This is a genomic window from Dietzia sp. IBK-p2-16D, assembly GCF_057773085.1.
In genome coordinates, this window is the sequence record NZ_JBYMTL010000005.1 from 43,923 (window position 1) to 68,093 (window position 24,171).

Genomic DNA, 24,171 nt, shown 5'->3' on the forward strand with positions numbered 1-24,171 from the left:
GGTCATCCCGGGAACGCAGGCGTGTCGGTGGGCGGGGATAAGGTGGGGGCCATGCCCGGGGTGTTCGATCGGTTGGCCGGACAGGCCGATGTCGTGGCGGAGCTGACTGCTGCCGCGACGGCCGCCCGTGCCCGGGTGCCGGGACAGGGGTGGGACTCCTCGGACGCCCGGATGGTCCACGCCTGGCTGTTCACCGGTCCTCCCGGCAGTGGTCGCAGCGTGGCGGCCATGGCATTCGCCGCTGCGCTGCAGTGCGAGCACCCGGACGTGGTCGGCTGCGGGGAGTGCCGCGCGTGCCACACGGTGCTGGCCGGCACCCATGCGGACGTGCACCTGCTCGCACCGCAGGGCGTGAACATCCTGCTCAAGGACGTCAAGGAGACCATCCACCGTGCGGCCAGTCGTCCCGGTACCGGGCGGTGGCAGATCGTGGTGGTCGAGGAGGCAGACAGGCTCACCGAGCAGTCCGGGAACGCGCTGCTCAAGGTGGTCGAGGAGCCGCCCAGCCGGACGGTGTTCCTCCTGTGCTCGCCGACCACCGACCCGATGGACATCATGGTGACCCTGCGGTCGCGCTCGCGGAACGTCGCACTGCGCCAGCCGGACGCGGCGGCGGTCGAGCGGGCCCTGCTCGCCGGCGGGGACCCGATCGACCCCGAGCTGGCCCGGTGGGCGGCGTCGGTGTCCTCGGGGCACGTGGGCCGCGCCCGGTGGCTGGCCACCGACGAGGCGACCCGGGAACGCCGGGATGTCGTCCTCCAGCTGCCGATGGTCATGCACAATCCCGGTCGTGCGTTCCCGCTCGCGGACCGGCTCGTCAGCTCCGCCGAGCAGGAGGCGCTGGCGCGCAACAGTGAGGCCGACGAGCGCGAGGTCGAGGAGCTCCGCACCGCGTTGGGTGCGGGTGGCACCGGCAAGGGCACCGCGTCGGCCGGGCGGGGTGCGACGGGCGCGGTCAAGGAACTGGAAAAGGCCCAGAAGTCGCGACGGACCCGGTCCACCCGCGACTCACTGGACCTCGCGCTGGTCGACCTGGCGGGGTTCTACCGGGATGCGCTCATGTCGGCGCTCGGCGCCCGCGAGGTCGACCCGGTCCATCCGGACAAGGCGGAGGAGGCCGCGAGGCTCGGCGGCCACTACCCGGCTGCGGCGATCCTCCGCGCGATCGAGGCGATCCAGGAGTGCCGGGCGGCGATCGAGGTCAACGTCAAACCCAAGTTCGCGGTGTCCGCCATGGTCGGCGCGATCCGCGCTGCACTGGGCTGACAGCCTGGCGGGGGCGGGTCGTTTTTCGGCGACGGGGGTCGGTCGGATATAGTTGCGTCGCCCCACAAGGGCTCGCCGCGTTAGCTCAGTCGGTAGAGCATTTCACTCGTAATGAAAAGGTCGTCGGTTCGATTCCGACACGCGGCTCCGCCAGAACCAGTGCCCCCGATCTCGGAATCCGAGGTCGGGGGCACTGTGCGTTCCACGGGTCTAACCGCCGAGCTCCTCGCGGGCGTGGCGGATGAACCAGTCCTCCCATTGGTGCGGAGTCCACCCTCGATCGCGGGTCAGCCTCAGCCACACGGACCGCGAGGTGAGCATCCACAGTGCGTCGACGGCTGTCCCGGCAGGCGGGGAGCCGAGGATGAGCCCGGACGCCCATCGCACCTCGTCCCAGCGGGTGCGCTCACGTTCGGTCAGCCGCGCCGCGGCGTTCCTGTCGACAACCGCGGCCTCGTCCAGGACGTGTTGGATGGCGGCTGACCGTTCGTGCGCACCGCGTAGCCACGCTGCGCCGGCCGCCAGGCGGTCCCCGACCGAGCCGACGCCCATCTTCATGTAGTCCGTCAACTCGCGTACGGGGACGTCCGCGCCATCCGACAGGGAGAGGTCGATGCACGCGTCGAGCAGGCTGAGCTTCCCGTCGAACTGCTGATAGACGGTCTGTCGGGCGAGGCCGGCGGCGGAGGCGACCTCGGCCATCGTCGTGGCCACCCATCCCCGTTCGACGAACATCTCGTGCGCGACGCCTACCACCGTCGCCCGGTTCTGTCGAGCCCGCTCCGTTCGACGCTCCGATGAGTAGGTCCTGGTCATGATCCGAGTCTAGACCGATTTGGATTTACACGGTGTAATGTCAATATGGATTCGGGACTGGTGGGCACGCGGCTCGGTCGACTGCATGTCGACGTACTCGGCGAGGGCCCACCGCTCGTGCTGTGGCACAGCATGTTCGTTGATTCGACGAGCTGGAACAGGGTGGTGCCGGGGCTGGCAGAAGCCCACCGGGTCCATCTCATCGACGCGCCGTCGTGTGGCCGGAGTGACCCGCTCCGCGCCGCGACGGACATCTCCGCCTGCGCAGACGCCGCGATCGATGCGCTCGAGCGGGTCCGGGCGTCGACGGGGCAGGGCAGCGTCGACTGGCTGGGCAACGCCTGGGGAGGCCACGTCGGCATCGAGGTCGCCGCTCGCAGGCCCGACCTGATCCGGAGTCTGGTCGCCGTCAGTGCACCGACTCACCCGATCGACAGGTCACTGCGCCGCAAGGTCCGCATGCTGGTCCCGCTCTACCGGGTGATCGGCCCCCGCGGGCCGGTGAGGTCCGCCATTGAGGAGTCGATCTTCACGGATCGCACCCGCGCTCACGACCCGGAGGCCGTGCACCTACTCCGTGACGCGCTCGGCCGGGCCGGGCGCCGGGCGACGATCCGCGCCATCGAGACCGCGATCCTCCACCGCGCTGATCTGAACTCCGCAGCGCTGGAGGTGAGGTGCCCGGTCCTGTTCGTCACGACGGACGATCGCGGGGAATGGACCCCGGAGCAGGCCCGCGCGGTCGCCGCCCGCATGGCCGACGCGCGCGAGGTCACCGTGCGGGGCGCCCGGGTGATTCCCGCGCTCGAGCAACCCGATGCGCTCCTCCGGGCTCTTGACGAGTTCTGGGCAGGCCTGGACGCTCGCTGATGCACGTGGGCAAGTACCGCCCGGCCACCCGAGCGGTCTCCGGTCGAGGTCGTGGTCGGGTATTTCGGGGCGCGGTCCCGCCAGAGGGGTCACCATGGGCGGTAGGTAGTTAGATAGGGATGGCCACCCGCGACCAGAAGGATCCCCATGACCACTGCGCCCCTGCTCGTCGAGCGCGCCGACCACATCGAGACGTGGACGCTCAACCTGCCCGACGTCCGTAACCCGATCTCGGATCCGGCGATCGTCGACGCGATCTGTGACCAGGTGGCGGCGGTCAACGCGGACCACGACGTGCGGGCGGTCGTGCTCACCGGGGCGGGATCGGCGTTCTCCGCCGGCGGGAACGTCAAGGACATGGTGGACCGGGCCGGGATGTTCGGCGGCAGCCCGTACGAGCTCCGCGACGGCTACCGCCGGGGCATCCAGCGGATCCCGCGCGCCCTGTACCACTGCGAGGTGCCGGTGGTGGCCGCTGTCAACGGGCCGGCGGTGGGCGCGGGGTGCGACCTCGCCGTGATGTGCGACCTGCGGGTGGCCTCCACCAAGGCGTGGTTCGCGGAGAGCTTCGTTCAGCTGGGCATCATCCCCGGCGACGGCGGTGCCTGGCTGCTCACCAAGGCGATCGGCCCGGCGAGAGCCGCGGAGATGGCCCTGACCGGGGACCGGGTCACGGCCGAGCAGGCCGCCGAGTGGGGCCTGGTCAACCGGGTGGTCGAGCACGACGCGCTGATGGACGCCGCCCGTGAGCTGGCGGCCCGGGTGGCCAAGAACCCGCCGCACGCGGTGCGGATGGCCAAGCGCCTCCTGCGCGAATCCCAGCACCAGTCGCTGGAGTCGCTGCTCGAGCTCTCGGCGACGATGCAGGCGCTCGCCCATCACACCGAGGATCACCGCGAGGCTCTCGCCGCGTTCGGTGAGAAGCGCCCCGGCACCTACACCGGCCGCTAGCAGCACCGATGCCGTCCCGAATCGCCCCACCGACCACCCTGGCGACGGAGGAGATGACCGCCCTGCGGGCCGAGGTGCGGGACTTCCTCGCCGAGGAGATCGCCGCGGGCCGCCTCACCCCGTGGATCGACACGTGGCTGACGAGGTGGGACGAGGACTTCACCCGCCGGCTGGCCGAACGCGGCTGGGTGGGGATGACGATCCCCACCGGGTACGGAGGCCACGGGCGTACCTTCCTCGAACGCTTCGTCGTGACCGAGGAACTGCTCTCGGTGGGCGCGCCCGTCGCGGCGCAGTGGGTCGCCGACCGTCAGATCGCGCCGTCGCTGCTGCGGTACGGGAACGAGGAACAGAAGCGGGAGTACCTGCCCCGGATCGCCGCGGGCGAGTGCTGCTTCGGCATCGGGATGAGCGAACCGGACTCGGGATCCGACCTCGCGAGCGTGCGGACGAAGGGCGTCCGGGTCGATGGTGGCTGGTCGATCACCGGGACCAAGGTGTGGACGTCCGGCGCCCAGCATGCGGAGGCCTTCATCGCCCTGTGTCGCACCGAGCCCCTGGACACGTCGAACCGCCACGCGGGTCTGAGCCAGTTCATCGTCGACCTGCGCAGCGAGGGCGTCGCCATCCGCCCGATCGTGTCGCTCTCGGGCGACCACCACTTCAACGAGGTCGTCCTCGACGAGGTGTTCGTGCCCGACTCGATGGTCTTCGGCACCCTCGGCCACGGCTGGGAGCAGGTCAACTCGGAGCTGGCCTTCGAGAGGAGCGGGCCCGAGCGTTTCCTGTCCTCGTTCCGGGTGTTCGCCGCCGAGATCGGGGCGGTCGCCTCGGGTGCGCTGCCCGCCCGCGCGGACCTCGGCCGGTCCGTGGCCCGGATGGCCGGTCTCCACGCGCTCAGCCAGAACATCGCCGGGTCCCTCCAGCGGAACGAACCCGCGGACACCGCCGCCGCCCTGGTCAAGCTCCTGGGCACCACCACCGAGGGCGACCTCGTGGACGCGGTCTCCGCGGGCCTGGGCGACGAGTTCGCGCCCGGTGACGACCCGGCCGCGGCCGAGCTTACGGACCTGCTCCGGGCCGGACTCCACCAACGCCCCGGTTTCACGCTCCGAGGCGGGACCAACGAGATCCTGCGCGGCGTGATCGCGCGAGCACTGGGGATGCGATGAGCGACGCCACCGACCAGCACGCCGCGTCTGCGGACCAGGCCGACCAGCGCGCCGCGACCGCCGGCCCGGTCGTCGACGAGGACCTGCTCACGATGATGGGCGACGTCCTCGCCGTGCACACCGGCGCCGACGTGGAACCCGACCCGGCAGCGGTGTGGCAGAGCCTGGTCGAGGTGGGACTGGCCCGGCTCACCGCCCCCGAGGCCGGCGGCGGGAGTGGCGCCGGTTGGGCGGAGGCGGCTGCTCTGCTCCGCCTGTCCGCGGCCGCGGGGGTGGCCGTCCCCTACGCCGAGACCGACCTCGTCGTCGGGCCCCTTCGTCGCGCCGCCGCGCTCGATGACGCCACCACGGCGACGGCGACCCTCGCGGTGATCGGCCCCGACGGCCACGCGCGACGCGTGGCCTGGGCGGGTGGCACCGACACGGTCCTGTTCGTCCGACGGGCCGGAGGGGACGACGACGAGGTGGGCGGGCGCCGGGCCGGCGGGTACGAGCTCGCCGAGGTGCCGACGGGCCGAACCGGCGTCGAGGCCGTCCGTGGGGTGTCCGCGGTCCCGCTGGCCGACGTGAGCCCGCCGGAGGACGCGACGTGGACCGCGGTCGACACCGCCGCTGTCGAGGCCGCCGTCCTGCGGGGAGCACTGGCCAGGGCGGTGCAGTGCGTCGGCGCGGCCGAGGGGATGCTGGATTCGGCGATCACCCATTCGACCGAGCGGACACAGTTCGGCCGGCCACTGGCCCGGTTCCAGTCGGTGCAGAACCTCGTCGTCGACATCGCCGCGGAGACGGTCCTCGCCCGCGCGGCGGTCGACCAGGCCGTCGCCGACGCCCTCACCACGGATCTCGCCGGCCCGCCGTCCGGGTTCCGGGTGGCCGTGGCACGCAGCGTGGTCTCGCAGGCACTGGCCGTGGCCGTCCGCAACGCCCACCAGGTCCACGGCGCGATGGGCACGACCCACGAGCACACCCTGCACCGCCTCACCCTGCCCGCCCTGCAGTGGCGCGGGGAGTTCGGCTCCGCCACGTTCTGGGAGTCCCTGCTCACCGACGCGGCCGTGGCCGGCGGGATGGACGGGGCGTGGCCGATGGTCGTCGGGGGCGTCGCGATCGAGGGTGCCGGGGCGGCGTGGCTCGACCGCGTGACCCGGGCGTGTCCCGCGCCCTCCCGGGACCGCTGAGCCCCGGGCCGGCCCCCGCGCCACGGGCCGCGATCTCGGTACCCTCGACACCAGTACCGAGAAAGGTCGTGTCGTGGAATTCCTCCTCATCGCCGCAGTGATCGCGGTGGCCGTCGCCGTGGTCTCCCGCAGTCAGAACAAGGGTCAGACCCAGCTGGAGGCGCGGCACAACCATCACCTCGCCGATCACCGGGCCGAGGCGGCCCGGTGGGTCGAGCGGCTCGGGGGCCAGGTGTTCAACCTCGACGGCACCGACGAGGCGTCCAAGCAGGCCATGGCCGACGCCTCGGAGCGCTACACGGCGGCCGTGTCCGAGTTGGAGAACGCCCGCACCCCCGTTCAGGCCCAGCTGGCCAAGGACACCGCGCTGGAGGGGCTGTACTACGTGCGCGCCGCGCGCTCGGCGATGGGCCTGGACCCGGGGCCCGAGCTGCCCAAGACCCCCGGCCAGGACCGTGCCGGCCGCGTGACCGAGGACCGCACCGTCGACGTCGAGGGCCGGACCATGAAGGCCGCGACCGATCCGAGCGACGAGACCCCGCACTACTACCCGGGTGGCGTCGTGGCCGGCCGACCGGTCCCGGCCGGCTGGTACTCCGAGCCCTGGTGGGCATCGGCCCTGACCACGGGCGTGTGGATGATGGGCTCGATGATGATGTTCAACATGATGTTCGCCGGCATGTCGGGCATCGGTTACTCCGGTGAGGACTTCGCGTCCGGGGTGGGCGAGGGAGGCGCCGACGTCAGTGACATGGGCGGCGACATGGGTGGAGACGGCGGCGAGGGGTTCTTCGACGGTGGTCTCATGGGCGGGGACGGCGGCGATGGCGGAGGCGACGGCGGCGGGTTCTTCGACGGCGGCCTGTTCGGCGGCGGCGACGGCGGGGGAGACGGCGGCGGAGGCTTCTTCGACGGCGGCCTGTTCGGCGGCGACGGCGGCGGCTTCTTCGACTTCTGACCGGGCCGCGTGTGACCGCTGCCGCCCGCGGCGGGCTCAGCAGCCGGCCAGGACCCGGTCCATCGCGTCGCGCTCGGCCGGCGTCACCCACAGCCCGTAGCGGTCTTTGACCAGCACCTGCCGGGACACGTACGAGCACCGGAACTCACGACGGGGCGGGAGCCAGGTGGCGGTGTCCCCGTCGCCCTTCTGCTGGTTCGCCCACCCCGCCACGGCCAACAGGTTGAGCGGGTCGTTGGCGAAGTCACGCCGTTGCTCCTCGGTGAGCTGCTGCGCGCCCTTCTGCCATGCGTCCGACATCGCCACCACGTGGTCGATCTGCACCTCGGAGGAGGTGCCCTGTCCGCGGACGAAGTCGATCTGCTCCCCGGTGTACGGCCCCTCCAGCACCCCGGTGAGGACGACGCAGTCCCGCGTCCCGGGCCGGAAGGTGATGTCCCGCAGGTCGCGCCGGAGGATGTCGTTGCGGGTATCGCAGCCGTTGCGTCCGAACTCCACGGACACGTCGTCGGTCCACGACTGCCCGAACAGGTCGCGGTCGTAGCCCGTCTTGGGTGCCCGGCCCTTGACCTCGAGCTGCGGCAGCGCCTCGCGGGCCGCCGCGACCAGGGGATCGCCCGACGGGCCGGCGTCGGGGACGACCGGGGGCTCAGGCTGGGCGGGGGGCGCCGGCTGCGCGTCGACGGGCGGCGGTGTCCCCGGCGACGACGGCGAGGCGGTCCCCTCCGGGTCGACCGCCGAGGTCGGTGTGGTGCCGATGGTGCCGGAAGCGCCGTCCTCGACATCAGCGCACCAGCCGATCCCGGCCAACACGACCACACCGAGGACGACGGCACCGATTGCACGAGGGGTTCCGGAACTCATGCGGGGCACCCTATCGACGCCCACCGACATCCCCGTCGGCACCCGGAGCCGACTAGCCTTGGCCGCGATGCCGCCCGCGACACCCAGCCGACGTTCCGCACCGGCTGACACGGATCCGCCCGCCACGCCGGGCCCGTCGGCGCCGTCGACCGACCGGCACGCCCGACGCCGAACGCTCGACCGGCGCCCACTGGTCGCAGCCTGTGTACTGGTGGTGATCGCGGCCACGGTCGTGCGCACCTGGGTCGCGGCGGCGGGCTGGTTCTACTGGGACGACCTACTCCTGCACGGCAAGGCGGCCGCATGCCCGCTGCCGGGCCCGGCGTTCCTGTTCGCCGACCACGACGGACACCTCATGCCCGGCGGGATGGCCCTGACCTGGGTCGCCGCCCATGTCGCGCCCCTGGACTTCCGCGTCCCGCTGCTGCAGATGGCGGTGCTCCAGCTGCTCGCGGGCGCCGCGCTCGCACGCATGCTCTGGGTCCTGTCGGCGGGCCGGGCGGTCCTGCTGGTCCCGCTCGCGGCCGCGCTCGCGATCCCGCTCGGCCTGCCCTCGGCCACGTGGTGGGCGGCCGCCCTCAACGCGCTACCCCTGGCCGCCGCGATGGCGTGGACGGTGGCGTCGATGGTCCGGCTCGCGAGGTCGGGGCGCCGACGCCACGCCGTGGGAGCCGCGGTGGCCACGGCGCTGGGGCTGCTGTTCGTGGAAAAGGCCCTCCTCATCCCGGTGGTCGCGGCCGCGGTGCTGCTGGGGTCGTGGTGGACGGGCCCCGCTGACCGTGCCGACCTGCGTCTCCTGTGGCAGCGGACCCGCTGGGCCTGGTCTGCACTGGCCGCGATCGTGGCGGTGTGGGCGGCGGTGTTCCTCGTCGTCGTCGGCCGTCTGGGCGGGGGGTCATCCGGCCACCTCCCGGCCGGCTACGAGGCCGAGGGCACGGGTCCCGGGTTCCTCGCGCTACTGGACCACACCTACCGGCTGGCGGTGGTGCCGACGCTGGGCGGGGGACCGTGGAGCTGGGACCGCTGGCATCCGGGGCCGCCCGTGGCCGACCCGTCGACCGCCGCGGTGCTGGCGAGTGTCCTCGCGGTCGCGGCGGTCCTGGTGTGGTCGCTGGCCGCCCGTCGACGCACCGGGGCGGTCTGGGTGGCCGCGGCGTTGTATCCGCTGGTGCCGGTGATCCTGGTCGCGGTGGGGCGCACCGGCCCGGACACCGCGACGGAGATCGTTCAGACCCTCCGGTACCACGCGGAACTGCCGGTCGTCCTCGCGGCGGCCGCCGCCCTGGCCATCGCCGCACCACGACGGAAGCCCGCTGCGTGGGGTCACCGCGTCAGAGCGTGGCTGCCCGCGGTCGGTGCCGCCGGGCTGGTCGCGCTGCTCGTCTCGTCGGCCGTGTCGACCGTGTCGTACCGGCGGTCGTGGTCCGAGCAACCCTCCCGCGACTACACCGAACCGCTGGTGACCGCCCTGCGTGAGCGGACCGAGCCCCTGCTCGACAAGGACGTCCCCCTCGAGGTGCTGCTGCCGGTCACCACACCCGCGAACCGGCTCTCCGCGCTGCTCGCCGGGGTGCCGGGGGTTCCGGAGGTGGGGGCGTGGACCCACGACCCGGTAACGATCGACGCCCGGGGGACCCTGCACCCCGCCGACGTGGTCCCGGGTCGGACCATCGTGCAGGGGCCCGAGCCGGGGTGCGGGCACCGGGTCGGCCCGGGCGGCGCGCGGCTCGCGCTGGACGGGCCGCTGCTCGGGCGTGACTGGGTGGTCCGGCTCCACCTCCTCGCCGACTCGGACGGCCACGTCGCGGTCCGCCTCGACGACGGAGACGAGGTGAAGGCCCCGGTGGAGGCGGGGTTGGGGACGGTGTTCGTCCGCCTCGAGGGTGGGGGGACGGGCCTGACCGTCGCCCCGGGTGGGGGCACCTCCGAACTGTGCGTGGGCAGCGGACCTGTCGGAGTGCTCGTGCCGCGCTGAGGTTTCCCGGGGCGGTGGACCATAATGGGCGGGTCGGACGGAGAGGCCACGGACACCGAGAGGGCCACTGACACCGACTGGGCTGGGAACGGAGGCGGGTCATCGACATCGCGTTGGTCATGATGACCCTCACCGCACTCCTGGTGGTGCCCGGTGCGATCGTCGGGCTCGCCGCCCAGCTGCCCCTGCGCCTCGCGGTGGGGACGTCGATCCCGGTCTCGTTCGGTATCGCCGCCATCGCCGGTTTCGTCTACGGGCGGATCGGGGTGCCCTGGTCGCTCGGCGGCTATGCTGTCGCCACGGCCGCGACCGCCGCGGTGGTCGGCGTGGTGGGGCTGCTCATCACCGGGGCGACGTGGGTGTGGCGACGACGACGAGGCCGCGACGCCGCGCCGGTGGGCGGTCGACCCGGGCGGCGCTCGTGGTGGTGGCTGCTGCCGGGTGCGGCGATCCTGGTCAGCGCCTGGCTCATCGGTCAGATGATCCTCACCGAGCTCTCGGGGACTCCCGGTGGGACGGCGAACGTCTTCCAGGGCTGGGACGCCCACTGGCACGCCAACTACATCCGGTTCATCCACGACGTCGGCGTGGCCTCGCCGGATCACGCGGGGGAGCTGCGCTACCCCGAGAACGGGGCGACCCTCTACTACCCGAGCACGTGGCACGCGATCGCCGCCCTGGTCATGGGCCTGCGCGGGATCGGCGCGGTCGAGACCTACAACCTCGTGCAGATCGGCAGTGTCGCCCTGGTCTTCCCGCTGGGCGTGGCGGCGCTGGCGTGGCTGATCACCCACCGACGGTTCTCGCGCCCGGTCGTCGCGACCTCGGCGGCCGTCGCGGCGATGGCCACCCCGCTGTTCCCGGGACTGCCGTTCGTCGAGGTGATGGTGGCCGCGACCCCGTCCGCCGTGGCCAACGGCATGGCCGGCCTCGGGGCCGCGGTGGTGGTGGCGGCCTTGGCCGATCGCCGGCTCATCCCCGCCGCCGCGCTCGGGCTGGTCGGCATCGGCGGCGTCCACCCGTCGGCCATGGTCACGGCCGGCGTGTTCGTCCTGTTCTGGTGGCTGTTCGACGGACTGTGGCGACCGGTGCGCGGCCGCGTGCGCGACGTCCTGGTGTTGGCCGGGGTCGGGCTCGCCGGCGTGCTCACCCTCCTGCCGCAGGTGCTCACGGTGTCCGAGGAGGCCGACGACATCTCGGCCTTCGAGTTCGAGATCGACGCCGACCGCGCCGCCACCTGGGGCAAGGCGGTGGCCCTGCAGGTCCGGCACGTCCAGGACTGGGGCGTGCGGTGGGTGCTGCTCTCCCTGGCCGCGCTGGGGTTGGTGGTGATGCTGCGCCGCAAGGTGTTCTGGCCGCTTCTCCTGTGGGGCGGGTTGCTGGTGGTGTGCGTCAACTCCATGAGCGTGTTCGGCAACTGGACGGGCGGTGTGCTGCGCGGGATCGGCAGCATCTACTACAACGACCCGCGCCGGATCGGGGTCGTGCTGGCGGTGGTGGTGGCGGCCGCGGTCGGCGTGGGCATCGGGGCGGTCGTGCAGGCGCTGGCGGGATGGCTGGGGAGGCTCGTCGACCCCCTCACCGACCCGGACGGTGGCGGTGTGCGGCTCGCCCGGGTCGCCGTGGCCCTGGCCGCCCTGGTGGGGGTGGGATCCTGGGTCGTCCAGGCATCCCCGGAGTACGCGGTCGCCGCGGGGGTCAACCAGCGCTGGGGCCGGATGGTCGACGAGCACGACCTACGCGCGTTCCGGTGGCTGTCCGAGCAGCCGCAGGCCTACTCCGGCCTGATCTACACGAACCCCGACGAGGGGTCCGGCTGGATGTACGCCACGGACGGGCTGCCCTCGACCTCGCGGCACTACCTGCAGTCCGGCACCACCGCGCCGTTGACCGGGTATCTGTTCACCCGCATGGACCGGGCCGGGGTGGACCCGCAGGTCGATCGGGCGTTGGCGGACCTGGGCGTCACGTACGTCTACGTGAGCCCACCCAACTACTGGGGATTCCAGAAGCCCAACGAGCACCTGCTGCGCCTCGACCAGACGCCCGGCCTGGTCAGGGTGTACGGCGAATCGCAGGTCCGGATCTATGCCGTGCGGGCGGCGTTCACCGACGCCGAGTTGGCGCAGGTGCTGGAGGACTCCCCGTTCCCGCCCGAGCGGCGGACCCCGCTCACCAGGGCGAGCGGGATCCATGGCCCGGAGTGACCTCGCGAATGGCACCCCGGTCGTATTCTGATCGGGAGCCTCCGGTGGGGTGGCCACTGGTGTTCCAGAAGACCGGGCTCGTCGCACACAAGTGCTCATTGCATACAAGGGGAGGCACCACATGCGCGCGTTGGTGACGGGAGGGGCCGGGTTCATCGGGTCGACCCTGGTGGACAGGCTGCTGGGTGAGGGCCATGACGTGACCGTGGTGGACAACCTGTCCCGCGGTCGGCTGGCGAACCTCGCCGCGGCCCGTGAGGCCGGTGACCGGTTCGAGTTCTGTGAGATGGATCTGACCGACCCCGCCATCGAGGGCGTGGTGGCCGGTGCCCGGCCCGAGGTCGTCTTCCACCTGGCGGCGCAGATCGACGTGCGACTGTCGGTGGAGGACCCGGTCCACGATGCCCAGGTCAACGTCGTCGGCACCGTCCGACTGGCGGAGGCCGCCCGCAAGGTCGGGGTGCGGCGGATCGTCTTCACCTCCTCGGGCGGGTCCATCTACGGGCCCGTGACCGAGCTGCCCGTCGCCGAGACACGGCCCGTGGACCCGCTGAGTCCGTATGCCGCGGGCAAGGTGGCCGGGGAGATCTACCTGGAGATGTTCTCCCGCCTGTACGGGATCGAGTGGGCGGGCGTCGCGCCGGCCAACGTGTACGGGCCGCGGCAGGACCCGCACGGCGAGGCCGGGGTGGTGGCGATCTTCTCCCAGCGGTTGTTGGCAGGTCAGCCCACGCGCGTGTTCGGCGATGGCGGCAACACCCGCGACTACGTGTTCGTCGACGACGTGGTGGACGCCTTCGTCCGCGCGGCCGAGGTCCCGGCCGCAGCGGGCCTGCGGTTCAACGTGGGCACCGGCGTGGAGACCACCGATCGCGGGCTGCACACTCTCGTCGCCGAGGCCGCGGGGTCCGCCGACGATCCGGAGTACGCCCCCGCCCGCCTGGGCGACGTCGCCCGCTCGGCACTGGACGCCGACCGCGCTGCCGAGGTTCTCGGATGGACGCCGAGGGTGACGATCCGAGAGGGCGTCGCCCGGACCGTCGACTATTTCCGCGACTGACGTCCTTCCGCGACTGAGGCGCTAGTTCGCGCCCGTTCCAGCGCGGGCGCCGGCGCCCGCATCGCCCTCTGCCCCGTCCGCGGCGCCCGCATCGACGGTGTCGGCGGCGGCGACCGGCCCGGTGCCCACCGCGTCGGCGCGGACCGTGTCCGGAAGCGGCGCCACGTTGGGCCGGGGCAGGAACGGGCGGAGCAGGTCCGGGAATCCGGGCGCGGGCCGGGCGCCGTCGGGAGCGGTGACCTCGAGCTCGCCCTGTCCCTGACCGGCGTCCTCCCCACCGCCCGCAGCCCCGCCCTCGGCGCCTCCACCCTCCGCGCCCTCCGCGCCCTCGGCGGGCGCCGCCGGTGCAGCCGGAGCCGCCGGAGCGGGGGCGACCGGTGCGGCCGGAACGACCGACGCCCGACGGACCGGCTGGACAGCGGCGACCTGTGGAACCGGCGCCACGGTCGGCACGCTGGTCGCGGGCGACACCGGCTCGGTCGGCTCGTCTACGGAGGTTGTCTCCTCGGTCTCCCCGGCCGGCTCCTCGGTGCCCGGTGCCGTGCTGGTCTCGGAGGTCGTGCTCGCGATCGGCTCGGCGGTGGGCCCGGTGGCCTGCGCGGACTCGACCTGCGCGCGGGCCCGCTCGACGGCCTCGGCGCTGCGGTGCGAGTCGTACCAGAGGCCGGTGGAGATCAGCCCGACGGACAGGGCGCCCAGGGCGCCCATCCCCACGGCGGTGAGGGACGGGCGGGTGAACCGGGTGTCGAGCGAAGCCATGGGCCCCAGTATCAGACAGCCCCCGGGCTAACGCCAACCCCTTCCCCCGCCGCGCGCGTCGCCGGCGGGACCATGGTCAGTCGCTCGGGTGCCTCCCAGAGCACGGTCGGCGCACCATAGGGATCCGCGTCGCGACGGAGCAAGAGGCCCACGGTGTGTCGGAGGACGACGGGGACGATCCGCCCCTCCTCACCGCGGTCGACGCGGGTGTGCCGGGCCCGGATCTCCCGCTCCCGCCACAGGGGGGCCGGGCCGCCGAGCATGACGGCGAGCATCGCCCGGAACGCCCCGCAGTCGCGGTCGAACACGCCGCCGTGGCCGCGGGTGCCGTATACGGGCGTGCCGTCGGCGAAGTAGCCGGTGTCGAGGCGGACGGCACCGCCACCGAGGTCGGAGTGGGACCAGCGCCGACGGAGACCAAACCGGACCTGCAGCAGTTCGACCGGGTCGCCGGGTGCGGTGAGGGAGTACCGGCGCACCGGCCCGGGGGCCCGCCAGTCGGCGGGGATCTCCACGCCCACCCCGAGATCGGGCGACTCGGCGTAGATCACCCGGTCGGCACGCAGGCCGAGCCGTTCGGCGGTGCCCACGATCCGCCCGCCGTACGAGTGCCCCACCACGGTGAGCGAGGCGCCGGGGCACTCGATCTCCATGACCCGGCCCACCTCGCGGCAGAAGCGGACCAGCCGCGGCGCCATGGCCTCGGCGAACCGGGGATCGCCGGCATCGGCCATGATGTCCTGCGGGAACTCGCCGTCGAGGAACGCCACTACGGCCAGGCGCCCGCCGCCCGCCGTAACGAGGTCCCCCGCGACGTCGGTGTTGACGTGGGACATGTCCAGATTGGTGCCCGTGCCGGGCACGTAGACCGCCACCGCCTCGGTGTGCGGGCCGAGGTCGCCCACCACCTCGATCATCCGCCCACCGCGCCGAGGCGAGAACGCAGGAAAGGAACGACGACGACGAGCATCGCGTCGCGCCATCGTCTCCAGACGCCCGATGCGCGGACTCCACGGCGTCCCCACGAGCTGCTCGCGGTGGAGCGCCCGGCGCACGGCCACCGCGTTGGCACGGGCCCGCACGGGCCAGGGCACGCCGTACGTCCCGCCCACGGCCTCCGGCTCGGCCAGGGCGAGGACACGCCGGTCGGCGACGGGCATGTGCTCGAGGCCCGAGTACACCTCGTCCGGCTCCGCTCCGGCCCAGCCCGCGACCGTGGCGGCGGTGTCGAGCCCGCCGTGGCCGCCCCACCCGCCCGCCGCCTCCGGACCGCCCGACGTCATCCCGGTGAGCCGGGCCAGATCGGCGAACGCGTTGTCCGTGGCCCGGTCCAGCCTCGCCCGCAGGGCCGTTCGCTCCGGCTCGGGGAGCGGGTCCGGGCCGTCGAGGTCGTCCCAGGAGTCCTCGGCGAGCTCGACGAGCCGGTACACGCCCGACAGGACCTCGGTCAGTCCGCGGGCCTCGCCGTCGACGGCGTCGGCCAACGCGTCCAGGGCGGGGGAGTGGGTGGTGGAGGTGAGGAGCGCGTCGCGCGCGGTCGCCAGGGCGTCCCTCGCCGAGACGACCCCGTCGGCCAGCTCGAGAAGCCGGGTCACCCGGGCCGGCGGCGGGTTCTCCGGAAGTGCGCCGGTCACCGCGGCCGCCGCAACGGCTGGGAGCCCGAGACCGCCCGTGCGGCCTCCTCCGCCTCCGCCTGGGACAGCGCGCCGTCAACGACGGCCCCGGTCAGCTCGAGCAGGCGCGTGATCCGGGAGGCCGCCGGGCGGAGGAGGGCGCGGATCTCGTCGTCGTCGTCGTCGATTCGTGCGACACCCCCGCGCGCCCCGGCGTCCCCGCCGGCGACGGCACCCACCTCGCCCGTTCCGGGGTCGCCACCGGCACGGAGGACCGCGTCGAGTCGGTCGCGCGCGACCGCGAGTCGGCGACGCAGGCGCGCGGCCTCGCCGCGGACGTCCTCGTTCGCGCCCCCGTCCACGGCTGCGGTCAGGGCCGCATCGGGTCGTCGTCGTGCGGCGCCGGCTTCATCACCTTCGCGTCCACCCGGTCCTCGGGGCGAACCGCGTTCTGCAGGGCGATCGTCCGGGCCAGGCGCGAGTAGCGCAGCTCCTGCTCGCGGAAACGCACGTACGTGGACACGGTGACAAAGGCGAAGCCCATGACCAGCGCGTACAGCACCAGGTCGGTGCCGCGCTGCACCCCGAGCGCGTTGGCGACCACGGTGAGGTCATCGGGGCGGATCACGGCGTACACCATGAACACCACGAACAGCACGAAGCCGATCTTCACCCCGGCCTTCGCCCGCGCCTTGCGGCGGTTGGCCAGGAAGAACACGACCAGCGCGGCGCCGGCCAGCAGGAGCAGGACCTTGATCATCGGGGCAGCCTCTTTCCCACGAACCCGTCGGAGAGGATGTTGATGCCGTTGAGCAGCGACTGGCCCTTGGACATCGAGTACTCGGTGTAGAGGATGTCGACCGGTTGCTCGGCCACCCGCCAGCCGCGCGAGTCCATGAGCTCCACGAACTCGCTGGCGTGGCTCATCCCGTTCATCCGCAGGTTCAGCTCCTCGGCGACGCGGCGGTTGAACACGCGCAGACCGTTGTGGGCGTCGGTCAGGCCCAGTCGCCGGGTGCGCGGACTGAGCAGGACCACGGTCCGCAACACGAGGCGCTTGATCAGCGGGACCTGGTCGTCGTCACCGCGGGGCCGGCCGAAGCGCGTGCCCACGACGATGTCCACGGGCTCGGACCGCAGCCGCCCCACCATGGCCAGCACGTCCTTGACCTGGTGCTGCCCGTCGGCGTCGAAGGTGACGAAGTAGCGGGCCCCCGGCTGGGCGCGGGCGTACTCCACGCCGGTCTGGATCGCGGCGCCCTGGCCCAGGTTCACCGGGTGGCGCACCAGATGTGCGCCCGCACGGTGGATCGCCGCCGCCGAGTCGTCCGCCGAGCCGTCGTCCACGGCCACGATGTTGGGGAACGTCCCGCGCGCCGAGCGGAGCACCTCCTCGATCACGGTGCCCTCGTTGAAACAGGGGACGACCAGCCATACGTCGCGGTGACCGACAGGGGAATCCCCTCCCGTCGCGCCCGACTCCGTATCCCGCACACTGTCACTGCTCATCGGAGGTCGATACTATGCGACCGGACGGACAATCCGGTGACGAGAAGGACGGCGGTTCCCCTGATGGCCATCGACGTGATGCTCCCCTACTACGGGGACGTCGACCACTTCAAGAAGGCCGTGGACAGTGTCCTGGCGCAGAGCTACCGCGATTTCCGGTTGGTCGTGGTGGACGACGGCTACCCGGATCCGGAGCCTGCCCGCTACATGGGCGAGATCACCGCGCGCGACGAGCGGGTGACCTACGAGAAGAACGAGACCAACCTCGGGGCGAACGGCAACTACCGCAAGTGCCTCGGGATGGTCACCGCGCCGGTCGTCGTGGTGATGGGCGCCGACGACATCATGCTGCCCAACTACCTGCAGGTCGTGGCCGACGGGTTCGCCGCCGTGCCGGATGCCGCCGTGATGGAGGTCGGCGTCAGCGTGATCGACGAGCACGGCGCGCCCGTCCGGGGGCTGTCCGACTCGGTGAAGGCGTTCACCCAGCCCAAGGCGCAGGGCCGCACCGTGCTGCACGGCGAGAAGCTCATGACCTCGCTCATGCACGGCAACTGGACCTACTTCCCGTCGCTGGCGTGGAACTCCGAGTGGGTCAAGCGGATCGGGTTCCGTGAGGGCCTCGACGTGGTGCAGGACCTCGCGCTGCTGGTCGACGTCATCACCGGGGGCGGCCACATGATCTACGACCCCACGCTGGCGTTCCTCTACCGTCGGCACTCGGCGTCGGACTCCTCGGTCCGCGCCCTCGACGGTCGGCGGTTCGACGAGGAGGCCCGCTTCTTCGCCGGTGAGGCCGACGCGTTCGGCGCGCGCGGCTGGAAGAGCGCGGAGCGTGCCGCGCGCCTGCACGTCACCTCGCGGCTCAACGCGCTGTCGCTGATCCCGACCGCGGCCAGGGCCGGCAAGCTGACCGAGGGCGGCAAGAAGCTGCTCGGGCACACGTTCCGCAAGTTCTGACAGGCGGGTGACGCGTGATCCCCGAGACGTGGATCCCGCACCGCCGCGACGACGGCGAGGTGGTCGGCTGGGTCGACATGACGGTCGCCGAGCCGGCACTCGTGCCGATCGACAGGCTGGGTCGCCCGATGGGCCCGGTCGACGACTGGCACGAGGCGGAGGCGGCGCTCGAGCGGGTCGGCCTCCGCTTCCTCATGGACCGCTACCTCGTCGATGAGGGCGGACGCGACACCGCGGTCCGCATCGCCCACGTCTACGACGACCGCATCGTGCTGTCCACCGCGCTCACCGACGCGGTCGAGGACGTGGGTCGTGAGATCGTCGTGCCGTTCCCGGCGCCGGCGTCGCTGCGGCAGACCTGACCCCGCCCGACGGACCGCCCCGCGTCACCGGCGCACGATCACCATCCGCTCCCCGACCTCACGGACGTCGAACCTGGTGGGGTCATCGAACTGCCGCGGCCGGAAGACGATCTCCTCGCGTGAGTTGTTCCGGGGCCGCGGCATCTGGTTGACCATGACGGACAGCACCCAGCGCCGGGACCCCTCGCGGGTCAGGACCAGGACGTCGGGGCTGCGGAACACGCTCGACTCCAGTGCCTCGGTCAGCTCCTCGGGGGTCCCGGTCTCCGCCCACCGGCGGATCTCATCGAGGCGCTCCTCGTACCGACCGGCCGGCGTCGCGTATGCCTGGGCCGGCGCCTGGAAGGAGAAGTAGGGGCGGTAGGCGTAGAGGGTCGGATCCGATGTCAGCACGACGAGGTCCGAGGGCACCCGGTCGCCGGTCAGGTCGTCCACCGCGTCCAGCACGTCGCGGGGCATCGCGGGGAACGCGCGGGCCGCGGCGGCGAACTCCGCGTCCTCCTCGGACACGTGCTGCACTATCTGCACGGCCGCGAGACCGGCGACGACCACGGCCGCGGCGAGGGTCCGGCCACGGGACCTGTCCGGAGAGGTGTGCACCGCCCACCGGGCCAGGGTCAGCGCGCCGACGACTCCCGCCAGGGCGAGGACCAGCGTGATGACCGGGATCATCCGGAACGGCAGCAGCGTACTGCCGGTGACCGCCCGCAGCCCCGAGAGCACGTACCACCCCAGTACGGTCACCGTCGCCAGTCCGAGGGCCCGGGCCAGGACGAGCGTGCGGTCGGTCGGCGGGAGGGGGCCGTCGTGGTCGGGGACCACGTCGGCGTCGGGGTTCGTCCCGATCCGCGCTCGCAGCGATCCCGCGACCCGCTCGGCGGCGAGGTCGGCGCGGGCGGGCCACACGGTGACCACCAGCCACACGACGCCGATCAAACACAGCAGCCCGGCGGCGGACACCTCGAACATCGGAAGCGGCCACCGGGAGGCGACCTCGGGCGCGAAGTCGTTGGCCACCGACGACTCGGTCTCGGCGCCACCGAGGACGGCCAGCAGGAATCGATGCCAGAACAGCAGCGCGATCGCGGCGGAGATCCCGGCCATGGCGGCCAGTCGACCGAGTAGCGCGCGGACCACCGCTCGGTCGGCGCGGTACCGCCAGGAATGGAGGACGACGACGAGGCCCACCATCAGCGCCGCGACACCCGCGATGAGGGTGTAACCGAGCGCCGCCCAGCCGAGGTACACACCGATCGTCACGACCAGCGGCCACGTGGGCCGCCCACCGTCCGGGTCGTGCGCCCGCGCGGCGGCGCGGGCGCAGAGCAGGAACGTCGCCACGACGACCTGCGGTAGCAGGCAGATGAGGATCCACGAGTAGGGCTCGTAGGCATTGGTGTGCACACCGACCACCGCGGTGACCAGCCCGAACAGGACCGCGAGACGCGTGGGCACCAGCCAGCGCCAGGCGACGAACGCGATCGCGCCCGCGATGGCCATGGTGACGATGGCGTACGGCTTGTAGAACTCCCAGCCGTCGACGCCCGCGATCCGGGCCAGCTGACCGCCCACCCAGAACCACTGGGGCGGATAGAAGGGCGCGGCGTCGGCGTAGAAGGGGTCGGCGAGGGCGGGGGAGTCGGCGAAGCGGGTGACGTAGGCGACGCGGTTGAGCTGGTCGCCGCCGAGGCCGAACAGGTAGTGCGGCGTGCCGTTCAGCAGGAGGCCGAGGTGGGAGGAGGCCAGGAAGGCCGGCCCGGCGGTGCCGAGGAGCCACAGGGTCCGGCCGCTCGTGGCCCTGCGCAGCAGCAGCCACCCGGTGAGGATGACGACCCCCGCAGCGAGGGTCGCACCGAACGTCTCGGGCAGCCAGCTGGGTTCGACGAACGGCAGCGCGTCGACTCCAGCGAACGTGAGGGCGCCGACCACCGCCGCGACCAGGAGGGCGGCGAGGAGTTCGCCGGCACGGCGGGCGAGCAGGCGGGCGTCGGTCATCCGGCGGGCTCCCCGTGGCGGGAGGACGCGACCAGGCCGACGACGTGGACCGCCACCCCGACGCCGGGGCCGGCGAGCAGCGCGATCGCCGCGCGCACGTCGAGCGCACCCGGGACCGCGACGAGCAGGACCGCCGCGGCGATGACCGCGACCCACCATCCGGAGTTGTAGAGCAGGTGCCGATCGAAGGCCAGCGCCGCATTGCCCGTCACCATCAGGGCGGCGGTGCCCACGGACGCGGCGGTCAGGGCGGCCAGGACGGCGCCGGGGAGCTCGAAGTCACCGCCGAACAGGACGCGGATCAACCACGGTCCCACCAGCCACGCGGCTCCCGCTCCCACGATCCCCACGGCCGTGACCAGGCCCAGGGGCGTGGCGAGCGAACGCGGTCCACGGGCGCGACGTCGGACGAAGTAGACGATGATCGCGCTCTGGAAACTGGTGAGCGGCACGAGCAACGGCGCGCGGGTCAGGGTGATGGCGAGGATCACCGCGCCGACGAGCGGGGCCGGGTCGTCGGCCCGGACGGTGGCGGTGACGAACAGCGGGAAGCCGGTGACCAGTGCCGAGGTCCCCGCGGAGGCGAGCATCGCCGCACCGGTGTTGCGCCAGAAGCGCCGGCGACCGGCGTCGACCGCCGAGGAGAGCGCGTCGCGGGTGGCGGGGGACAGCGCGATGAGCAGTGCCCACGTCACGGCACCGGCCACCGTGGCCACGGCGAACCCGAGCCCGGCGTCGCCGAGCCACCACGCGACCCCGGCGACGGCCAGGCGCAGCGCCGCGTCGACGGTGAGCAGGACCGCGTACAGACCCCAGCGTTCGGTGCCCGACAGGGCGCCCGCCGTCGCGGCCTGGAGGGTGAAGCCGAGGATGCCGAAGGCCATGATGGCGACGCCGACACCGGAGAACGTGGGCAGGCCCAGCGCGGGCCAGGCCGGTGCACTCACGGCGACGGCGGCCGCGAGGGCCAGGCCCAGCGCGAGCCCGGCCGGCAGCAACCGGACGTCAGACCGCGGCGGCCGCGCACCGGCGGTGTCGGGGCCCCCGGCGCGGGCCCCGAGCCCGCTGCCGACCCCGGGGGCCGACGTGTCGCCCTCACGAGCCGAGCGGACGGCTCGGGTGACCTCCTGCATCAGCCCGTTGGCGACGCCGCCGAGGGCGAAGAACGCACCCCAGTAGGTGGCGAACAGCGGATAGTCGGCCGGGCCGAGGGCACGGCCGGCGACGAGCATCACCAGGTACCCGGAGGCCGCGGCGAACAGGGTCGCCAGCGTCAGTGCCCGCATCCCGCCCGCGGCCCCGCGGCCGGTGGTGGGCGTCGGCTCAGCGGCTGCCGGTGTCGTCATCGGGCATACCGAGGGTCGGCGGCAGGGGCTCGGAGAACAACCAGGCGTCCCACAGCGGGCGCAGATCGAGGGTGGTGTGGTCGGCGGCCATGTGGAGGAAGTCGGCGGTGGTGACGGTCTTGCCGGAGTACTTCGCGACCCACGCGCGGAGGAGGTCGAAGAAGCGGTCGTCGCCGATCGTCAGGCGCAGCGCGTGCAGGGTGAGGGCACCGCGCTTGTAGACGCGGTCGTCGAACATGTCCTCGGGCCCGGGGTCCGACAGGAGGATGTCCTGGGGGGAGTCCTGCAACTTGGAGTAGTAGCGCAGGGCGTGGCTGCCCGCGTCGACGCCACCGGAGAATTCCGTCCACAGCCACTCGGCGTAGCAGGCGAAACCCTCGTGGAGCCAGATGTGTTTCCACTCGGCGACGGTGACGGCGTTGCCGAACCACTGGTGCGCGAGCTCGTGGGCGATGAGCCGCTCGTCCGAGTCCGGTCGGCCGGCGGCCTCACACGTGTTCCGGCCGAACGTCGACATGCCCATCGCCTCGAGCGGGATCTCGAGTTCGTCGTCGGTCACCACGACCTTGTAGCTGTCGAACGGGTACGGGCCGAAGAGATCGGAGAAGACCGTGAGCATCTCGAGCTGCCGGGCGAAGGCCTCCTTGAATCCGCGTTTGAGGTCGGCGGGGAGGAAGGCGTGGAACGGGACCGGCCCGTCGGTGGCCTCGAGGTGCTCGTACCGGCCGAGGTTGACGGTGACCAGGTAGGTGGAGGTGGGGTACGGGAGGTCGAAATCCCAGGTGGTCGTGCTGCCGCTGCGCTTCTTGCCGACGAGCGCACCGGTGACGACGGCGCGGTACGGCGAGTCGGTCGTGAGCCTGATGCGGAACGGGGCCTTGGATGAGGGATGGTCGTCGCAGGGGAACCAGCTGGCCGCGCCGTTGGGCTGGTTGGCCACCAGGACACCGTCGGTCAGCTCCTCCCACCCGACCTCGCCCCATGCGCCGCGGATCGGCTTCGGGTTGCCGGAGTAGCGGATGGTCAGCGTGAACGCGGAACCCACGGCGAGCGGCTCGGCCGGGGTGATCGAGAGCTTGTCGCGGGGCCGGGTGTAGCGGGTGATGCGGCCCCGGTCGAGGAGCACCTTGGACACGGTCAGGTGTGGGGAGAGGTCGAGCTGGATCGTCTCGAGCGGCTCGGTGGCGGTCGCGGTGATCACCGCTTCGCCACGCAGGTTGTTGGGGCTCACCTTGTAGTTCAGGTCCAGCTCGTAGCGCGTGACGCGGTACCCGTGATTGCCGGCGCCGGGCAGGTAGGGATCGACCGGGTCGGAGCCCGACGGGGTGCGTGGGGCCGCGATTCTGGCGACGAGGTCTCTCTTGACTGCCTTCAATTCCATGACCCGCGCGAGTCTAGAGGACCGGGGGCCGGTGCCGAGGCGCCCGCCGAGCGGCTCGCCGAGGGGTTTCAGAAAATACTTGCCAAGTAGGAAAGTACTTGCATAGGCTGGCGGCAGTGCCCCGGCGGACGGCCCGGTGGGAGCGGAGAGGGCGGTGCCGCCATGGACACGCAGAACCACACATCGGATCCGGTGGATCGGGCAGAGGCTTCGCGGATGCTGGCGCATGCCGAGGGGTACGGGCCGGTGGACTCCCGCCGCGACCGCCGGGTGTACGCGGGCTTCACCGCGGCCGTGTCGGTGGCGATGGGCCTGGGCACCGTCCTGATGATGCTGTCGCCGTGGATGGTGATCCCCTACGTCGTCGTCATCCTCGGGCTCGTGTGGTGGCAGATGGGGGCGCGCCAGGCCAGTCCCCGGGGCGCCAACCGGGCGTATCTGTGGGGGATCCTGGGCGCCGGGGTGATGATCCTGCCCGTCGTCTTCGGGCTCAACGTCGTCCGTACGGAGCTCGGCCTCACCGCCTGGTGGTACCTCCTCGGTGCGGTGGCCGTCGCGCTGCCCGGACTGGTCGCCGCCTCGGTGATCGCGCGGCGGGGTGTCGCGTGACGAGCGAGCCCTCGGCGGGGCACGCCCGGCATCGGCTCGACGAGGTGATCCACGCTCCGGTGCGGTTCTCGATCGTCGCCGCGCTGGCCGGGGTCGACGACGCGGAGTTCGCGCGGATCCGCGACACGGTCGAGGTGACCGACTCGACCCTGTCCAAGCAGGTCGCGGTTCTGGAGAAGGCCGGGTACGTCAAGGTGAAGAAGGGCTACGTCGGCAAGCGCCCCCGCACGTGGCTCTCACTCACCCGGGACGGTCGTAAGGCGTACGAGTCGCACCTGGCGGCGCTGCGCGCGATCGCCGGCGGCTGACCCGCTTACCGG

General features: G+C 72.6%; 23 protein-coding genes and 1 tRNA gene. 14 read left to right on the forward strand and 10 right to left on the reverse strand.

Annotation, left to right across the window (positions count from 1 at the left end; genetic code table 11):
- Positions 1–51 precede the first annotated feature (51 nt).
- Positions 52–1,266 (forward strand): DNA polymerase III subunit delta', encoded by a 1,215-nt coding sequence (locus AC3DE3_RS11555; RefSeq protein ID WP_488370077.1) that lies wholly within the window; start codon positions 52–54, stop codon positions 1,264–1,266.
- Positions 1,267–1,340: 74 nt separating this feature from the next.
- Positions 1,341–1,413: transfer RNA gene (locus AC3DE3_RS11560), tRNA-Thr, on the forward strand.
- A gap of 63 nt (positions 1,414–1,476) precedes the next feature.
- On the opposite strand, the gene AC3DE3_RS11565 is transcribed toward AC3DE3_RS11560, so the two are convergent.
- Entirely contained in the window at positions 1,477–2,082 is a 606-nt protein-coding gene (locus AC3DE3_RS11565; protein WP_260486581.1) for a TetR/AcrR family transcriptional regulator, read from the reverse strand.
- 45 nt (positions 2,083–2,127) lie between these two features.
- Between AC3DE3_RS11565 and AC3DE3_RS11570 the strand changes: the two genes are divergently transcribed.
- The 5 genes from AC3DE3_RS11570 to AC3DE3_RS11590 all read left to right on the forward strand — a co-directional run bounded on the left by AC3DE3_RS11570 (position 2,128) and on the right by AC3DE3_RS11590 (position 7,211).
- Positions 2,128–2,952 (forward strand): alpha/beta fold hydrolase, encoded by an 825-nt coding sequence (locus tag AC3DE3_RS11570; protein ID WP_488370078.1) that lies wholly within the window; start codon positions 2,128–2,130, stop codon positions 2,950–2,952.
- Positions 2,953–3,099: 147 nt separating this feature from the next.
- On the forward strand, positions 3,100–3,903 hold the full coding sequence (locus tag AC3DE3_RS11575) for a crotonase/enoyl-CoA hydratase family protein (RefSeq protein ID WP_488370080.1): 804 nt from the start codon (positions 3,100–3,102) through the stop codon (positions 3,901–3,903).
- Between the two features lie 8 nt (positions 3,904–3,911).
- Positions 3,912–5,075 (forward strand): acyl-CoA dehydrogenase family protein, encoded by a 1,164-nt coding sequence (locus tag AC3DE3_RS11580; protein ID WP_488370081.1) that lies wholly within the window; start codon positions 3,912–3,914, stop codon positions 5,073–5,075.
- Positions 5,072–6,253 (forward strand): acyl-CoA dehydrogenase family protein, encoded by a 1,182-nt coding sequence (locus AC3DE3_RS11585; RefSeq protein WP_488370082.1) that lies wholly within the window; start codon positions 5,072–5,074, stop codon positions 6,251–6,253. Before AC3DE3_RS11580 ends, AC3DE3_RS11585 begins: the two co-directional genes overlap by 4 nt.
- A gap of 73 nt (positions 6,254–6,326) precedes the next feature.
- Positions 6,327–7,211 carry a DUF1542 domain-containing protein gene (locus AC3DE3_RS11590; protein ID WP_260486585.1) on the forward strand — a complete coding sequence of 295 codons (885 nt, stop codon included), beginning with the start codon at positions 6,327–6,329 and terminating at the stop codon, positions 7,209–7,211.
- 36 nt (positions 7,212–7,247) lie between these two features.
- Here the strand turns inward: AC3DE3_RS11590 and AC3DE3_RS11595 are convergent, their stop codons facing one another.
- Positions 7,248–8,075, reverse strand: a complete 828-nt coding sequence (locus AC3DE3_RS11595; RefSeq protein ID WP_488370083.1) for an HNH endonuclease family protein — start codon at positions 8,073–8,075, stop codon at positions 7,248–7,250.
- 67 nt (positions 8,076–8,142) lie between these two features.
- On the opposite strand from AC3DE3_RS11595, the gene AC3DE3_RS11600 reads away from it, so the two are divergent.
- The 3 genes from AC3DE3_RS11600 (at position 8,143) to AC3DE3_RS11610 (ending at position 13,317) form a co-directional block, all read left to right on the forward strand.
- Positions 8,143–10,050, forward strand: coding sequence for a hypothetical protein (locus AC3DE3_RS11600; protein WP_488370084.1), 1,908 nt, complete (start codon positions 8,143–8,145; stop codon positions 10,048–10,050).
- 122 nt (positions 10,051–10,172) lie between these two features.
- Positions 10,173–12,257 (forward strand): DUF6541 family protein, encoded by a 2,085-nt coding sequence (locus AC3DE3_RS11605; RefSeq protein WP_488370085.1) that lies wholly within the window; start codon positions 10,173–10,175, stop codon positions 12,255–12,257.
- 121 nt (positions 12,258–12,378) lie between these two features.
- Positions 12,379–13,317: an SDR family NAD(P)-dependent oxidoreductase gene (locus tag AC3DE3_RS11610; protein WP_260486588.1), complete on the forward strand. Its 939-nt coding sequence runs from the start codon at positions 12,379–12,381 to the stop codon at positions 13,315–13,317.
- A gap of 21 nt (positions 13,318–13,338) precedes the next feature.
- On the opposite strand, the gene AC3DE3_RS11615 is transcribed toward AC3DE3_RS11610, so the two are convergent.
- From AC3DE3_RS11615 to AC3DE3_RS11635, 5 genes are read right to left on the reverse strand one after another with little or no spacing between them, the layout of a single operon-like run.
- The gene (locus AC3DE3_RS11615) at positions 13,339–14,076 is read right to left on the reverse strand and encodes a hypothetical protein (protein ID WP_488370086.1); all 738 of its coding nucleotides are present in this window, start codon (positions 14,074–14,076) and stop codon (positions 13,339–13,341) included.
- Positions 14,077–14,087: 11 nt separating this feature from the next.
- On the reverse strand, positions 14,088–15,710 hold the full coding sequence (locus AC3DE3_RS11620; RefSeq protein WP_488370087.1) for an alpha/beta hydrolase: 1,623 nt from the start codon (positions 15,708–15,710) through the stop codon (positions 14,088–14,090).
- Positions 15,707–16,051, reverse strand: coding sequence for a hypothetical protein (locus AC3DE3_RS11625; RefSeq protein ID WP_488370088.1), 345 nt, complete (start codon positions 16,049–16,051; stop codon positions 15,707–15,709). Before AC3DE3_RS11625 ends, AC3DE3_RS11620 begins: the two co-directional genes overlap by 4 nt.
- A gap of 8 nt (positions 16,052–16,059) precedes the next feature.
- On the reverse strand, positions 16,060–16,449 hold the full coding sequence (locus AC3DE3_RS11630; RefSeq protein WP_260486592.1) for a DUF2304 domain-containing protein: 390 nt from the start codon (positions 16,447–16,449) through the stop codon (positions 16,060–16,062).
- Positions 16,446–17,198, reverse strand: a complete 753-nt coding sequence (locus tag AC3DE3_RS11635; RefSeq protein ID WP_488370089.1) for a glycosyltransferase family 2 protein — start codon at positions 17,196–17,198, stop codon at positions 16,446–16,448. Before AC3DE3_RS11635 ends, AC3DE3_RS11630 begins: the two co-directional genes overlap by 4 nt.
- Positions 17,199–17,261: 63 nt before the next feature.
- Between AC3DE3_RS11635 and AC3DE3_RS11640 the strand changes: the two genes are divergently transcribed.
- Complete coding sequence (locus AC3DE3_RS11640) at positions 17,262–18,158, forward strand: glycosyltransferase family 2 protein (protein ID WP_488370090.1); 897 nt, start codon at positions 17,262–17,264, stop codon at positions 18,156–18,158.
- 14 nt (positions 18,159–18,172) lie between these two features.
- Positions 18,173–18,520: a hypothetical protein gene (locus AC3DE3_RS11645; RefSeq protein ID WP_488370091.1), complete on the forward strand. Its 348-nt coding sequence runs from the start codon at positions 18,173–18,175 to the stop codon at positions 18,518–18,520.
- Positions 18,521–18,544: 24 nt separating this feature from the next.
- Here AC3DE3_RS11645 and AC3DE3_RS11650 read toward each other — a convergent pair whose 3' ends face one another.
- The 3 genes from AC3DE3_RS11650 to AC3DE3_RS11660 are packed head-to-tail and all read right to left on the reverse strand — an operon-like array spanning position 18,545 to position 23,236.
- Positions 18,545–20,515, reverse strand: a complete 1,971-nt coding sequence (locus AC3DE3_RS11650; protein ID WP_488370092.1) for an arabinofuranosyltransferase — start codon at positions 20,513–20,515, stop codon at positions 18,545–18,547.
- A complete protein-coding gene (locus AC3DE3_RS11655; RefSeq protein ID WP_488370093.1) occupies positions 20,512–21,861 on the reverse strand; it encodes a polysaccharide biosynthesis protein in 1,350 nt (449 codons plus the stop codon). The genes AC3DE3_RS11650 and AC3DE3_RS11655 overlap by 4 nt, the downstream gene beginning before the upstream one ends.
- Complete coding sequence (locus AC3DE3_RS11660) at positions 21,839–23,236, reverse strand: M1 family metallopeptidase (RefSeq protein ID WP_488370240.1); 1,398 nt, start codon at positions 23,234–23,236, stop codon at positions 21,839–21,841. The genes AC3DE3_RS11655 and AC3DE3_RS11660 overlap by 23 nt, the downstream gene beginning before the upstream one ends.
- 222 nt (positions 23,237–23,458) lie before the next feature.
- On the opposite strand from AC3DE3_RS11660, the gene AC3DE3_RS11665 reads away from it, so the two are divergent.
- Together AC3DE3_RS11665 and AC3DE3_RS11670 are read left to right on the forward strand one after the other, a co-directional pair.
- Positions 23,459–23,851 carry a hypothetical protein gene (locus AC3DE3_RS11665; RefSeq protein ID WP_488370094.1) on the forward strand — a complete coding sequence of 131 codons (393 nt, stop codon included), beginning with the start codon at positions 23,459–23,461 and terminating at the stop codon, positions 23,849–23,851.
- Positions 23,848–24,159 carry a winged helix-turn-helix domain-containing protein gene (locus AC3DE3_RS11670; RefSeq protein ID WP_488370095.1) on the forward strand — a complete coding sequence of 104 codons (312 nt, stop codon included), beginning with the start codon at positions 23,848–23,850 and terminating at the stop codon, positions 24,157–24,159. Before AC3DE3_RS11665 ends, AC3DE3_RS11670 begins: the two co-directional genes overlap by 4 nt.
- The last annotated feature ends 12 nt before the right edge of the window (positions 24,160–24,171 follow it).